The sequence below is a fragment of the Lysobacter tyrosinilyticus genome, assembly GCF_054779815.1.
This window is the reverse complement of sequence record NZ_BAAGXN010000003.1, coordinates 609,521-623,587: the sequence shown is the minus strand read 5'-3', so window position 1 is coordinate 623,587 and position 14,067 is coordinate 609,521. Positions and strand designations below refer to the sequence as shown.

Sequence of the window (14,067 nt, the reverse complement as noted above, 5' to 3'; positions counted from 1 at the left end):
CATGAATCGCATCGTTTCCTATTTCAAGAGCCTGCTCCTGATCGAGCTGTGCCAGGGCCTTTGGCTGACGCTGAAGTACCTGTTCAAGCCGAAGTACACGCTGATGTACCCGATGGAGAAGACGCCGCAGTCGCCGCGCTTCCGCGGCATCCATGCGCTGCGCCGTTACCCGAACGGGGAAGAGCGCTGCATCGCCTGCAAGCTTTGCGAAGCCGTGTGCCCGGCGCTGGCTATCACCATCGACTCGGAGAAGCGTGAGGACGGCACCCGCCGCACCACGCGTTACGACATCGACCTGTTCAAGTGCATCTTCTGCGGCTTCTGCGAAGAGTCCTGCCCGGTCGATTCGATCGTGGAAACCCATATCCACGAGTATCACTTCGAGAAGCGCGGCCAGAACATCGTGACCAAGCCGCAGCTGCTGGCGATTGGCGACCGGCTTGAGGCCGAAATCGCCGAACGCCGCGCCACCGACGCCGCGTTCCGCTGAGGCCTGCCATGGATTTCGTGCAGATTGCTTTCCTTGCCTTCGCCGCGATGGCCACCATTGCGGCACTAGGCGTCATCACCGTCCGCAATCCGGTACATGCCGCGCTGCTGCTGGTGCTGACCTTCTTCTCCGTTGCCTGCACCTGGATCATCTCGGGCGCCGAGTTCCTCGGTATCGCCCTGATCCTGGTCTACGTCGGCGCGGTGATGGTGTTGTTCCTGTTCGTCGTGATGATGCTGGACATCGACGTCGCGCCGTTGCGCGAGGGCTTCGTCCGGTATCTGCCGGTCGGGCTGATCGTTGCCGTGGTGATGTTGGCCGAGATGCTGACGCTGATCGGCGCCAAGGCCGCGATGGCGACGCCGTTCGCCGACAACGCGGCCAACGCCGGTGACATCCCGAACACTAAGTGGCTGGCGCAGGCGTTGTTCACCGACTTCATGCTGCCGTTCGAAGTCGCTGCGGTCATCCTGACCATCGCCGTCATCGCCGCCGTGATGCTGACGCTGCGTCGTCGTCCGGGTGCGCGCCACCAGGATCCGTCCGCGCAGGCACGCGTACGTGCCAGCGATCGAATCCGCATGGTCAAGATGGATGCCGTGAAGCCGCAGGCTCCGGCAACCGGTGAGGAGACCCAGCCATGAATCTGCTTGGTGAAGGCGTGGCCCTCGGCCACTATCTGGCGCTTGGCGCTGCGCTGTTCTGCATCAGCATCGCCGGCATCGTGCTGAACCGTAAGAACGTGATCATCCTGCTGATGTCAATCGAGCTGATGCTGCTCTCGGTCAACATCAACTTCGTCGCCTTCTCGCGCCATCTCGGCGATGCGGCGGGGCAGGTGTTCGTGTTCTTCATCCTGACCGTGGCCGCAGCGGAAGCCGCGATCGGTCTGGCGATCCTGGTCACGCTGTTCCGTAACCGCCGCACGATCAACGTCGGTCAGATCGATTCGCTCAAGGGCTGACCCAGAGTCGCTGACAGCCCCGCGGCACCTCATGTCGCGGGCTGCCTAGAAAGCAAGCATTGGAAAACCGATGGCCATCTCCAAAACCCATCTGCTGATCATCGTGCTCGCACCCTTGCTGGGTGCGATCCTCGCCGGCCTGTTCGGTCGCCGCATCGGCCGCATCGGCGCCCACAGCGTCACCATCACTGGCGTTGCGGTCAGCTGCGCGCTGTCGATGTACGTGCTGTGGCAGCTGGTGTCGCAGGGCGCGGCGCCGTTCAACGAGAACGTCTACACCTGGTTCCAGGTGGGCGGCCTCGACGCGCATGTCGGCTTCATGATCGACAAGCTGACCGCGATGATGATGGTCGTGGTGACCTTCGTGTCGCTGCTGGTGCACGTCTACACCATCGGCTACATGGAAGAAGACCCCGGTTACCAGCGCTTCTTCAGCTATATCTCGCTGTTCACCTTCTCGATGTTGATGCTCGTCATGAGCAACAACTTCATGCAGCTGTTCTTCGGCTGGGAAGCGGTCGGCCTGGTCTCGTACCTGCTGATCGGCTTCTGGTTCAAGCGCCCGACCGCGGTGTTCGCCAACCTCAAGGCGTTCCTGGTCAACCGCGTCGGCGACTTCGGCTTCCTGCTCGGCATCTCGGCCGTGCTGTGGAAGTTCGGCACCCTCGATTACGCCACCGTCTTCGCCAACGCTCCGACCATCGTCGGCCAGGTCATTCCGGTCCTCGCTGGCCATGAGTGGTCGGTCGCCACGGTGATCTGCATCTGCCTCTTCATCGGCGCGATGGGCAAGTCGGCGCAGGTGCCGCTGCACGTCTGGCTGCCGGACTCGATGGAAGGCCCGACCCCGATCTCCGCGCTGATCCACGCCGCGACGATGGTCACCGCGGGCATCTTCATGGTCGCGCGCATGTCGCCGCTGTTCCAGCTGAGCGAAACGGCGCTGAACTTCGTGCTGTTCGTCGGTGCCACCACCGCGTTCTGGACCGGCCTGATCGGTATCGTGCAGAACGACATCAAGCGCGTGGTGGCGTACTCGACCCTCTCGCAGCTGGGCTACATGACCGTCGCGCTGGGCGTGTCCGCTTACTCCGCGGCCGTGTACCACCTGATGACCCACGCCTTCTTCAAGGCGCTGCTGTTCCTCGGTGCCGGCTCGGTGATCATCGGCATGCACCACGAGCAGGACATGCGCCGCATGGGTGGCCTGCGCAAGTACATGCCCATCACCTACATCACGATGGTGATCGGCACGCTGGCCCTGGTCGGCACGCCGTTCTTCAGCGGCTTCTACTCGAAGGACACCATCATCGAGGCGGCCGCCGAACACGCGCACGAAGCGCACAACTGGGTCGCGACCTACGGCTACTGGGCCGTGCTGCTCGGTGCCTTCGTCACCTCGTTCTACAGCTTCCGCCTGCTGTACATGACCTTCCACGGGAAGGAACACTTCCATGATCCGGCTCCGGATCATTACGTGGCTCCGGAAGCGGACTCGACCGAGCACGAGGAAGCGCTGGCACACGAACACGGCGACGACCACGGTCATGGCCACGACGACCACGCGCATACGCCGCACGAATCGCCGTGGGTCGTGACCCTGCCGCTGATCCTGCTGGCGATCCCGTCGATCCTGATCGGTTTCTTCACCGTCGGCCCGATGCTGTTCGGCACCGACATGCTGGGCCATGTGAAGCAGCTGCCGTTCTTCCTGGGCGCGATCGACCTCCCGGCCGCGCAGGACACCGTCGGCAAGCTGGCCGAGGAGTTCCATGGTCCGGTTGCATTCGCGCTGCACGGCTTCACGGCTCCGGCGTTCTGGCTGGCCTTCGCAGGCTTCCTGCTGGCGACCTATCTGTACCTGATCAAGCCAGAGTTGCCGGCCAAGCTGCGCAAGACGTTTGCCCTGCCGGTGCGCGTGCTCGAAGAGAAGTACGGCATGGACACGCTCTGGATCGACGGCTTCGCCGGTGGCGGCATTCTGATCGGCAAGCTCTCGCGCTGGTTCGACACCAACATCATCGACGGCCTGGTCAATGCCAGCGCCCGCATCACCGACTTCACCGCGCGCCTGGTGCGCCGCGGCCAGACCGGCTACCTCTACCACTATGCGTTCGCGATGATCCTCGGCCTGATTGCTTCACTGGCCGTGCTCATTCGTTACTGGCGCTGATAAGGACCTCGCAACGTGACTTCCTGGCCCTTGCTTAGCCTCCTGATCTGGCTGCCGATCATCGGCGGCTTCTTCACCCTCGCATTCGGCAACGAGCGCGCGAACGGCGCCCGCTGGTTCGGCCTTGCCGTCGCATTCGTGACGCTGCTGCTGAGCGTTCTGCTGTTTACGGGCTTCGACTACCCGAACCCCGGCATGCAGTTCGGTGAAGAGCATGCATGGATCCCGGCCTATGACATCCGCTACAGCCTCGGTGCGGACGGCATCTCGGTCGCGCTGATCGGCCTGACCACGCTGACCTCGCTGCTGGTGCTGATCTCGGCCTGGGGTTCGGTCGACAAGCGCGTCAGCCAGTACTACGCCGCGTTCCTGATCCTAGAAGGCCTGATGGTCGGCGTATTCTCCTCGCTCGACTCGATGCTGTTCTACGTGTTCTTCGAGGCCATGCTGATCCCGATGTTCCTGATCATCGGCGTCTGGGGCGGCCCGCGTCGCGTATACGCGGCGGTGAAGTTCTTCCTGTACACGTTCATCGGCTCGATCTTCATGCTGGCCGCGCTGATCTACATGTACCTCAAGGGCGGCAGCTGGCAGATCGCGGACATGTACGCGTTGCAGCTCACGGCCGAAGAGCAGAAGTGGATCTTCCTTGGCTTCCTCGCGGCTTTCGCGGTGAAGGTGCCGATGTTCCCGGTCCACACATGGTTGCCGGACGCGCACGTGGAAGCACCGACCGCGGGTTCGGTGATCCTGGCCGCGATCATGCTGAAGATCGGTGGATACGGCTTCCTTCGTTTCACCCTGCCGATCGTGCCGGACGCCGGCACAGACTGGGCCATGTTCGTCATCGCGCTGAGCCTGATTGCAATCGTGTACGTCGGCTTGGTCGCCCTGGCGCAGGACGACATGAAGAAGCTGATCGCCTATTCGTCGGTTTCGCACATGGGCTTCGTCACCCTGGGCACGTTCATCGCGTTCGCGCTGGTACGCGACTACGGCAACTACGATGCTGCCCGTCTCGGCCTGCAGGGCGCGATGGTGCAGATGATCAGCCACGGCTTCATCTCGGGCGCGATGTTCACCTGCGTCGGCGTGCTGTATGACCGCATGCACAGCCGCATGATCAAGGATTACGGCGGTGTGGTGAACGTGATGCCCTGGTTCGCGACGTTCTTCGTGCTATTCGCCATGGCCAACTCCGGCCTGCCGGGCACCTCGGGCTTCGTCGGCGAGTTCATGGTCATCCTGTCGAGCTTCCAGAAACACCCGCTGATCGCATTCGCTGCCGCGACCACGCTGATCGTCGGCGCCGGTTACACGCTGTGGCTGGTCAAGCGTGTGATCTGGGGCGAGATCGGCAACGCCCACGTCGCCGAGATGGAAGACATCAATTTCCGCGAAGCGATCGTGCTCGGCGTGTTCGCGATCGGTGTGCTGGTGCTGGGTATCTACCCGAAGCCGCTGACCGATCTGATGGAACCGTCGATCGCCAACCTCGCCACCCAGATCGCAACTTCCAAGCTGTAAGGCGCGCACCGCGCGACTGCCGCCAGAGATCCAGACATGCAGATGAACACGCCCACCACCGCCGACCTGATGCCGCTGCTGCCCGAGCTGGTGCTCGTCGGCGCCGCATTCGCCTGGCTGATGCTCGACCTGTTCCTGGACTCGCGCCGCCGCGTGATCACCCACGTGCTGTCGATCGCGACGCTGGTCGCGGTGATCGCGATGATCGCCGCCGGCGTGGGCGGGCAGGGCACGGTGCTCAACGGCATGTTCGTGCGCGACACCGCCGCCGACGTGATGAAGCTGGCCATGCTGACCGTCAGCGCCTTCGCCCTGATCTACGGTTGGCCGTACCTGCGCCAGCGCAACCTGTATCAGGGCGAGATCGCGGTGCTGATGTTGTTCGCGATCGCCGGCATGATGCTGCTGGTCTCCGCCGGCAGCCTGGTGATGGTGTACCTGGGTCTGGAAATGCTAGCGCTGTGCTCGTACGCGTTGGTCGCGGTGGATCGCGACAGCCCGATCGCCTCCGAAGCGGCGATCAAGTACTTCGTGCTGGGTTCGCTGGCTTCGGGTCTGATCTTGTACGGCATGTCGCTGATCTACGGTGCGACCGGCTCGCTCGATCTCGCCACGATCGGCACGGCTGCTTCCGCCAGTTCGAACGCGACCCTGCTGATCACCGGTGTCGTGTTCACCGTTGCCGGCATCGCCTTCAAGTTCGGCGCCGCGCCGTTCCACATGTGGCTGCCGGACGTCTATACCGGTGCTCCGACCCCGATCACCCTGTTCATCGGCTCGGCGCCCAAGCTGGCGTACTTCGGTATGGCGCTGCGCCTGCTGGAGACCGGCGCTGGCCCGCTCGACGATCGTTGGCGCCTGCTGCTGGCCGCGCTGGCCGTCGCCTCGCTGGTGATCGGCAACCTGAGCGCGCTGGTGCAGAGCAACTTCAAGCGTCTGCTCGCATATTCGACCGTCTCGCACGTGGGCTTCCTGTTCCTCGGTCTCGCCGGTGGCGGTCCGCAGGGCATGGCGGCGGCGATGTTCTATGCGATCAGCTATGCGGTGATGTCGGCCGCGGCCTTCGGTGCGATCGTGGTGATGGCCGGCAAGGGTTTCGAGGCCGACAACATCGACGACTACAAGGGTCTCAACGCCCGCAACCCGTGGCTGGCCGGTCTGATCCTGTGCGTCATGGCTTCGCTCGCCGGCGTTCCGCCGTTCCTGGGTTTCTGGGCCAAGTTGGCGGTGCTGCGCGCGGCCTTCGAAGGCGGCCTGTGGTGGCTGGCCCTGACCGGTCTGGTCTTCGCCGTGGTGGGTGCGTTCTATTACCTGCGTGTGGTGAAGGCGATGTATTTCGAAGAGCCGCAGGGGGAGCAACACGAGCCCAGTGACGATCGTCCGCTGCGCGTGCTGTTCGGCGTGAATGCGCTGGCGCTGCTTGCGCTGGGCTTCGCCTGGAACCCGATCATGGCGTGGTGCAAGTACGCCTTTGGCGTATAAAAACAGCTGTTTTTCCGTAGTTTTTCGCGCAACCTGAAATTTTGTTCAAATGACCGCTTGCAAGAATTTTCACATGCAGTCATAATTCCGCTCCTGCTGCGGGGTGGAGCAGTCTGGCAGCTCGTCGGGCTCATAACCCGAAGGTCGTAGGTTCAAATCCTACCCCCGCTACCAAGGTTAGAAATACGGCTCACTGCTCAGGCCGTATTGGTGTCAGAGGTTGTTTTAGAGGTATGCGGGACTGGCTCGGGTTTCCAATCGGCGTAGCCAGCCCCCGCTACCAGCTTCGGCTGGAGAAGGGCCTCTCAGGAGGCTTTTCTTTTTGGTCGCAAGGCTCGGGCTTTGCAGTGTGCCGGCTCCACGGCACGCTGCACCGAAATCCAGTTGTAACGGACAAGGGGCCCGTTGGGCCCCTTGTTGTTTTTGCGTTTCAGGATTGCGCAAGACACCACGAATACCCGCCTGCGCCGACGATCGGTACTCGCGGATTCCAAGGGAAGACATGACGGACAAGGCCAACGAAATCACCGCAATGCTGGCTCCGACGGTAACGTCGCTGGGTCTGGAATTGCTGGGCGCCGAATACCTGCCTTCGCCGGGCGGCGCGATGCTGCGTCTGTACATCGACGTGCCGGCGGATGCGGTGGGCGAGGGTGGCGAGCCGCGCTCCGTGACCATCGAGGACTGCGAAGCGGTCAGTCGCGAAGTCTCCGCGCAGCTCGACGTCGAGGACCCGATCAGCAGCCACTACACGCTGGAAGTGTCCTCCCCTGGCATCGACCGCCCGCTGTTCGGCGCCGCGCAGTTCGCGCGCTTCGCAGGCGAGTCGGCCAAGGTCGTGCTGCGTCTGCCGCAGGACGGTCGCCGTCGCCTGCAGGGCGGGATCGTGCGCGTGGCCGGTGAAGACATCACGTTCAACGTCGACGGCAACGAGTTCACGGTGCGCGCCGACAACATCGAAAAAGCCCGCCTGATCCCCGACTGGGTCGCGCTGGGCATCGAAAAAACCAAGCCGGGAAAGGCTCCGGCGAAAGGCAAGAAATCCACCAACAAGCCGGCGGCGAGCAAGCCGTCCCGTGCGGAGTAAGTAGAGATGAGCAAGGAACTTCTGCTGGTCGTTGATGCGGTCGCCAACGAGAAGGGCGTCCCGCGCGAAGTCATTTTCGAGGCGATCGAGGCCGCGCTGGCTTCTGCCGCCAAGAAGCGCTATCACGACCAGGACGTGCTGGTGCGCGTGTCCATCGATTCGAAGGACGGCAGCTACGAGACCTTCCGTCGCTGGGAAGTCGTCGCCGACGACGTCGTGATGGAATCGCCGGACCGCCAGATCCGCATGATGGACGCCATCGACGAAGCCGAAGGCGTCGAGCTTGGCGACTACATCGAAGAGCAGATCGAGAGCCCGGACTTCGGCCGCATCGCCGCCCAGGCCGCCAAGCAGGTGATCGTGCAGCGCGTGCGTGAAGCCGAGCGCGCGCAGGTCGTCGACGCCTGGAAGGATCGCGTGGGCGAGCTGGTCACCGGCGTCGTCAAGCGCGCCGAGCGCGGCAACATCTACGTTGACCTCGGCGGCAATGCCGAAGCGATCATCCCGAAGGACAAGGGCATCCCGCGCGACGTGCTGCGCGCCGGCGACCGCGTCCGCGGCTACCTGTTCGACGTCCGCACCGAGCCGCGCGGCCCGCAGCTGTTCATCAGCCGCGCCGCCCCGGAATTCATGATGGAACTGTTCAAGCTCGAAGTGCCGGAAGTGGGCCAGGGCCTGGTGTCCATCAAGGCCTGTGCGCGCGATCCGGGCGACCGCGCCAAGATCGCCGTGCAGGCGCACGACAACCGCACCGATCCGATCGGCGCCTGCATCGGCATGCGCGGTTCGCGCGTGCAGGCGGTGTCGAATGAACTCAACGGCGAGCGCGTCGACATCGTGCTGTGGTCGGACAACCCGGCGCAGTTCGTCATCAACGCGATGGCGCCGGCCGAAGTGCAGTCGATCATCGTCGATGAAGAAAAGCACTCGATGGACCTCGCGGTCGCCGAAGACCGCCTGGCCCAGGCGATCGGCAAGGGCGGCCAGAACGTGCGCCTGGCCAGCCGCCTGTCGGGCTGGCAGCTCAACGTGATGACGCAGGACCAGGTCACCGCGAAGTCGGAATCCGAGCAGGCCTCCGCGCGTCAGCTGTTCATGGACAAGCTGGAAGTCGACGAGGAAATCGCCGGCATCCTGGTCTCGGAAGGCTTCAATACGGTCGAGGAAATCGCCTACGTCCCGGTCGGCGAACTGCTGGCCGTCGAGGGCTTCGACGAGGACATCGTCGAGGAGCTGCGTTCGCGCGCCCGCGACGCGCTGCTCAACGAAGCGCTGGCCGCCGAGGAAGAGCTCGACGAACACCAGCCTGCCGCCGACCTGCTCGAGCTGGAGGGTATGGACGAGGAACTCGCGTTCACGCTCGCCTCGCGCGGCGTCGTGACGCGCGACGACCTGGCCGATCTCGCCACCGACGAGCTGACCGACATCGATGGCGTCGATGAAGACCGCGCCAAGGCACTGATCATGGAAGCGCGCAAGCACTGGTTCGAATAAAGCGTTAAGCAGCCGTAGGGCGGGTCCCAGACCCGCCACCTGCGAAAGTGCGGCGGGTCGAGACCCGCCCTACAATCGCCACCCTGGATCGTCCCTCTAGATCGCCGCGGTGGCCAAAGGAAACCGGAAACCGAATGTCGCAGCAAACCACCATCCGCAAGCTCGCTGAACTGGTGAATACGCCGGTCGAGAAGTTGCTGGAGCAGCTGGCCGAGGCCGGCATGACCTTCAGCGGCCCCGACCAGGTCGTGACCAGCATCGAGAAGGTCAAGCTGCTTGGCTTCCTCAAGCGCTCGCATGGCAAGGCGGACACCGCCGAGGCCGGCGAGGCGCCGAAGAAGATCACGCTCAATCGCAGCCGCAAGGAAGAACTGACCGTCGGCGGCGGCAAGAGCAAGGCGACTGTCGATGTCGTCGTGCGCAAGAAGGTCACGCTGGTCAAGCCGACCGAGCAATCGGCTGGGCCGGTGACCGACGAGCGCGCCGAGATCCTGCGCAAGCTGGAAGAATCCAAGCAGCGCAACCTCGCCGAGCAGCAGAAGCTCGCCGAAGTCGACAAGCGTCGCGCCGATGAAGTCGAACGCGTGCGCGTCGCCGCCGAAGAAGCCGCGCGCGCCAAAGCCGAACAAGAGGCGCAGGCCAAGCTCGCTGAAGCCAGTGCTACGGCGGGCGATGAAGACGCGCCGGTGCGCAAGCCGCCCAGCAGCCATGGTCACGGCCATCCCAAGCCAGCGCCGGCGCGCGCGCCGGAAGCGCCGCGTGGCGCGCCCGCGCACAAGACCCGCGGCTCGCACGCGATGGTCGCGACGGTCGAGGACGACGACCGCACCAACCGCTTCGCCGGCCAGATGCATCTGAGCGCCACCGACCGTGCGAGACGATCGACCGGTGCCCGAGGCAAGGCCAAGCCGCAGCGTCGCCACGCCGAACAGGCGCGTTCCGGCAGCGGATTCACTCGCCCGATCGCTCCGGTCGTGCGCGAAGTCGCCATCGGCGACACCATCACCGTTGCCGACCTCGCGCAGAAGCTCGCGCTCAAGGGCGGCGACGTGGTGAAGGCGCTGTTCAAGATGGGCGTGATGGCCACCATCAACCAGTCCATCGACCACGACACCGCCGCGCTGGTGACCGAAGAACTCGGCCACACCGTGGTCAAGGCCAGCGAGAACACCGCCGAAGACGCGCTGCTCGCCCATGTCGAAGAGACCCAGGGTGACAAGACCTCGCGTCCGCCGGTCGTCACGATCATGGGTCACGTCGACCACGGCAAGACCTCGCTGCTCGATTACATCCGCCGCACCAAGGTCGCCTCGGGCGAAGCCGGTGGCATTACCCAGCACATCGGCGCGTACCACGTCGAAACGCCGAAGGGCGTCGTCAGCTTCCTCGACACCCCGGGCCACGCGGCGTTCACGCAAATGCGTGCGCGCGGCGCCAAGCTCACCGACATCGTGGTGCTCGTGGTTGCCGCCGACGACGGCGTGATGCCGCAGACGCGCGAAGCCGTGCAGCATGCCAAGGCCGCGAAGGTTCCGCTGATCGTCGCGATCAACAAGATCGACAAGTCCGACGCCGACCCGCTGCGCGTGAAGAACGAGCTGCTGGCCGAAGAAGTCGTGGCCGAAGATTTCGGTGGCGACACGCAGATGGTTGAGCTCTCGGCCAAGACCGGCCTGGGCGTGGACAACCTGCTCGACGCGATCCTGATCCAGGCTGAAATGCTCGATTTGCAGGCCGTGCCGACCGGCCGCGCCACCGGCGTGGTGATCGAATCCTCGCTCGACAAGGGCCGCGGTCCGGTTGCGACCGTGCTTGTGCAGCAGGGCGAACTCAAGAAGGGCGACTACCTCGTCTGCGGCGTGCAGTACGGCCGCGTGCGTGCGCTGTTCGACGAAACCGGCTCGCAGGTCAACTCCGCCGGTCCGTCGATCCCGGTGCAGGTGCTGGGTCTGTCGGGCGTGCCGGATTCCGGCGACGACTTCGTTGTGGTCGAGGACGAACGCCTGGCCAAGGACGTCGCGCAGCAGCGCGACGCCAAGCGCCGCGAATCGCGCCTGGTCGCCCAGGCGGGCAACCGCATGGAAGACATCATGGCCCAGATGGGCGAAGGTGCCGGCCAGCAGACGCTCAACCTGGTGGTCAAGGCCGACGTGCACGGTTCGGTACAGGCCCTGCGCGAAGCGCTCACCGGCCTGTCCACCGACGCGATCCGCATCAACGTGATCGGCGGTGGTGTCGGCGGCATCACCGAATCCGACGCGACCCTGGCCGCGACTTCGAAGGCCACGGTCATCGGCTTCAACGTCCGTGCCGACGCCTCGGCGCGCAAGGTGATCGAAGGCAACGGCGTCGATCTGCGTTACTTCTCGATCATCTATGACGTGATCGACCAGGTGAAGCAGGTGGCGTCGGGCATCCTGGGCAAGGAGATCCGCGAAGAGATCATCGGCACCGCCGAGGTCCGCGATGTCTTCCGCAGCTCCAAGTTCGGCGCGGTTGCTGGCTGCATGGTGGTCGAGGGTGTGGTCAAGCGCCACAAGCCGATCCGCGTGCTGCGCGACAACACCGTCATCTTCGAGGGCGAGCTGGAATCGCTGCGTCGCTTCAAGGAGAACGTCGACGAAGTGCGCAACGGCACCGAATGCGGTATCGGCGTCAAGGCGTACAACGACATCAAGCCGGGCGACCAGATCGAATGCTTCGAGCGCATCGAGGTCCAGCGCACCCTCTAAGGTGCCGACGTCATGCCTAGCAAATCGTTCCATCGTACCGACCGCGTTTCCGCCCAGCTCCGTCGCGAGCTGGGCGCGATCGTGCACACGACCGTGCGCGAGCACGGCCTGCCGTCGGTCAGTGTTTCCGACGTCGAGGTCACGCGTGACCTCGCGCATGCCAAGGTCTTCGTGACTGCGCTGCAGGAAGAGCGCTCTAAGGAAGCCGTGAAGGCACTGAAAGAGCTGGCGCCCCAGATTCGTTTTCAACTGGGCAAGGCGATGAAGCTCCGTCATGTGCCGGAGCTGCACTTCCATTACGACGACTCCGTCGATCGCGGCGAGCGCATCAACAACCTGCTGCGCGACAACCCGTCGGTTTCTGGCGAAAACGACCCGGATTGATGCCGCAAGGCGCCGGAAGCGTGTTCCGTTTTGTAGAGCGGAGCTTGCTCCGCTGCTTTTTGACGTTTGGCTGTGACGCAGCGGAGCAAGCTCCGCTCTACAAGGCGCCGTCATTGTGGCCAAAGCCGTCCCGCAGCCAGCAAACCGGCTTCAACAATCCCGCACCATGAGCAAGAAACCCCGCACGATCTTCCGCAAGCTCGACGGCATCCTGCTGCTCGACAAGCCGCCAGGGCTGAGCTCGAACCAGGCGCTGCAACGCGTGCGCCATCTGTTCCGTGCGGAGAAGGCGGGCCACACTGGCAGCCTGGATCCGCTCGCGACTGGACTGCTGCCCGTCTGTTTCGGTGAGGCCACCAAGATCGCCGGTCTGCTGCTGGGCTCGAGCAAGGCCTACGAAACCACCGCAGCACTGGGCCTGACCACCGACAGCGACGATGCCGATGGCGCGCCTCTGCTCGAGCGCCCCGTGCCGGTCGACCTCGACGACGCACGCATAGAAGCCGCGCTGGCTCCGCTGCGGGGCCAAATTCGCCAGCGCGCGCCGATCTTTTCCGCACTCAAGCAGGGTGGCGAGCCGCTTTACGCGAAGGCCCGGCGCGGCGAGGTCATCGAGGCGCCCGAACGCGACGTCGTCGTCCACCAGTTGCAGGTCCTGGGGCGTGAAGGCGACCGCATCCGCCTGCTGGTCGAATGCGGCTCCGGAACGTACGTGCGCAGCCTGGTCCGCGATTTCGGCGAGACCCTGGGTTGTGGCGCGCACGTCGCCACCCTGCGGCGCCTGTGGGTCGCCCCCTTCACCACCCCGCGGATGTTCACCCTGGACGAGCTGCAGGCCATCGCCGAAGGGCAGGGCGAAGCGGCGCTCGACGCCTGCCTGCTGCCGATCGAGCTCGGGCTGAGCGGGTTTCCACGCGTGCTCCTCGATGCCACGCAGGCCCGGCGTCTGGGCCAGGGACAGCGACTGCCCCTAGACGGCACGGAGGCCGCGGAATGTGTCGCGATCTACGACGAGACGGGCCGCGTCCTCGGGCTGGGCGAGGTCGATTCCGACAGCGTCCTGAGCCCAAGCCGCTTGTTCACATGGACCACCGAGGCGGCGCTCGGCGGGCGTGAACCATAGGGCCGGGGTCCGAAACTGCCCATCGGGGCTCGCCGGCGGCCCCCTGTTCCCCCGCGCTGCGGCGCGTTTAACACCATCATTACCAGGTTTTCTCGCGGCGCCGTCGCAATCCCCCAGCCCCGCTGCTACAATCCGCGCGCTTTTCAAGCACTTTGAAAAGCTTCACCACTCAGCAAACGGCGGACCAGGCGGTGCGTCGGCAAAGCTTTTGCCGATTCGCGTTCTGCAGGCTTCGCATCTACAAGGCAAATACGATGTCTATCGACACCAGCAAGATCATTGGCGAACACGCACGCGGCGCGGCCGACACCGGCTCCCCGGAAGTCCAGGTGGCTCTCCTGACCGCCCGCATCGAGCAGCTCACCGGCCACTTCAAGATCCACAAGCAGGATCACCACAGCCGCCGCGGTCTGCTCCAGATGGTTAACCGCCGTCGCAGTCTGCTTGACTACCTCAAGCGCAAGGACAACGACCGCTACAAGGCTCTGATCGAAAAGCTCGGTCTGCGCCGATAAGCAACACAACCGCGGCGCAGCGATGCGCCGCGGTTTTTTTTGCGTTATCCCGAGCTGTAATGGGCTCAGGGCAAGCTCAACGAGGGACCTGTTTTT

12 protein-coding genes and 1 tRNA gene are annotated in these 14,067 nt (G+C 64.3%); all 13 read left to right on the top strand.

Features of this window, described 5'->3' with window-relative positions:
• Position 1 precedes the first annotated feature (1 nt).
• The 13 genes from nuoI (at position 2) to rpsO (ending at position 13,971) form a co-directional block, all read left to right on the top strand.
• Positions 2 to 490: an NADH-quinone oxidoreductase subunit NuoI gene (gene nuoI, locus ACYVGK_RS09460; RefSeq protein WP_460733112.1), complete on the top strand. Its 489-nt coding sequence runs from the start codon at positions 2 to 4 to the stop codon at positions 488 to 490.
• Between the two features lie 8 nt (positions 491 to 498).
• On the top strand, positions 499 to 1,134 hold the full coding sequence (locus ACYVGK_RS09455; RefSeq protein WP_460733111.1) for an NADH-quinone oxidoreductase subunit J: 636 nt from the start codon (positions 499 to 501) through the stop codon (positions 1,132 to 1,134).
• Positions 1,131 to 1,454: an NADH-quinone oxidoreductase subunit NuoK gene (nuoK, locus tag ACYVGK_RS09450; RefSeq protein ID WP_460733110.1), complete on the top strand. Its 324-nt coding sequence runs from the start codon at positions 1,131 to 1,133 to the stop codon at positions 1,452 to 1,454. Before ACYVGK_RS09455 ends, nuoK begins: the two co-directional genes overlap by 4 nt.
• Positions 1,455 to 1,524: 70 nt before the next feature.
• Entirely contained in the window at positions 1,525 to 3,627 is a 2,103-nt protein-coding gene (nuoL, locus tag ACYVGK_RS09445; RefSeq protein WP_460733109.1) for an NADH-quinone oxidoreductase subunit L, read from the top strand.
• A gap of 15 nt (positions 3,628 to 3,642) precedes the next feature.
• Positions 3,643 to 5,154: an NADH-quinone oxidoreductase subunit M gene (locus tag ACYVGK_RS09440; protein ID WP_460733108.1), complete on the top strand. Its 1,512-nt coding sequence runs from the start codon at positions 3,643 to 3,645 to the stop codon at positions 5,152 to 5,154.
• 42 nt (positions 5,155 to 5,196) lie between these two features.
• Entirely contained in the window at positions 5,197 to 6,636 is a 1,440-nt protein-coding gene (gene nuoN / locus ACYVGK_RS09435; protein WP_460733107.1) for an NADH-quinone oxidoreductase subunit NuoN, read from the top strand.
• 97 nt (positions 6,637 to 6,733) lie between these two features.
• Positions 6,734 to 6,810 (top strand) — tRNA-Met (locus tag ACYVGK_RS09430).
• Positions 6,811 to 7,138: 328 nt separating this feature from the next.
• Entirely contained in the window at positions 7,139 to 7,723 is a 585-nt protein-coding gene (gene rimP, locus ACYVGK_RS09425; protein ID WP_460733106.1) for a ribosome maturation factor RimP, read from the top strand.
• A 6-nt stretch (positions 7,724 to 7,729) separates the two neighbouring features.
• Entirely contained in the window at positions 7,730 to 9,217 is a 1,488-nt protein-coding gene (gene nusA, locus ACYVGK_RS09420) for a transcription termination factor NusA (protein ID WP_460733105.1), read from the top strand.
• 134 nt (positions 9,218 to 9,351) lie between these two features.
• Positions 9,352 to 11,949 (top strand): translation initiation factor IF-2, encoded by a 2,598-nt coding sequence (gene infB / locus ACYVGK_RS09415; protein WP_460733104.1) that lies wholly within the window; start codon positions 9,352 to 9,354, stop codon positions 11,947 to 11,949.
• A gap of 12 nt (positions 11,950 to 11,961) precedes the next feature.
• Positions 11,962 to 12,333 (top strand): 30S ribosome-binding factor RbfA, encoded by a 372-nt coding sequence (rbfA, locus tag ACYVGK_RS09410; RefSeq protein ID WP_460733103.1) that lies wholly within the window; start codon positions 11,962 to 11,964, stop codon positions 12,331 to 12,333.
• 166 nt (positions 12,334 to 12,499) lie between these two features.
• Complete coding sequence (gene truB, locus ACYVGK_RS09405; RefSeq protein ID WP_460733102.1) at positions 12,500 to 13,456, top strand: tRNA pseudouridine(55) synthase TruB; 957 nt, start codon at positions 12,500 to 12,502, stop codon at positions 13,454 to 13,456.
• Positions 13,457 to 13,710: 254 nt separating this feature from the next.
• Positions 13,711 to 13,971, top strand: a complete 261-nt coding sequence (gene rpsO, locus ACYVGK_RS09400) for a 30S ribosomal protein S15 (protein WP_460733101.1) — start codon at positions 13,711 to 13,713, stop codon at positions 13,969 to 13,971.
• Positions 13,972 to 14,067 lie beyond the last annotated feature (96 nt).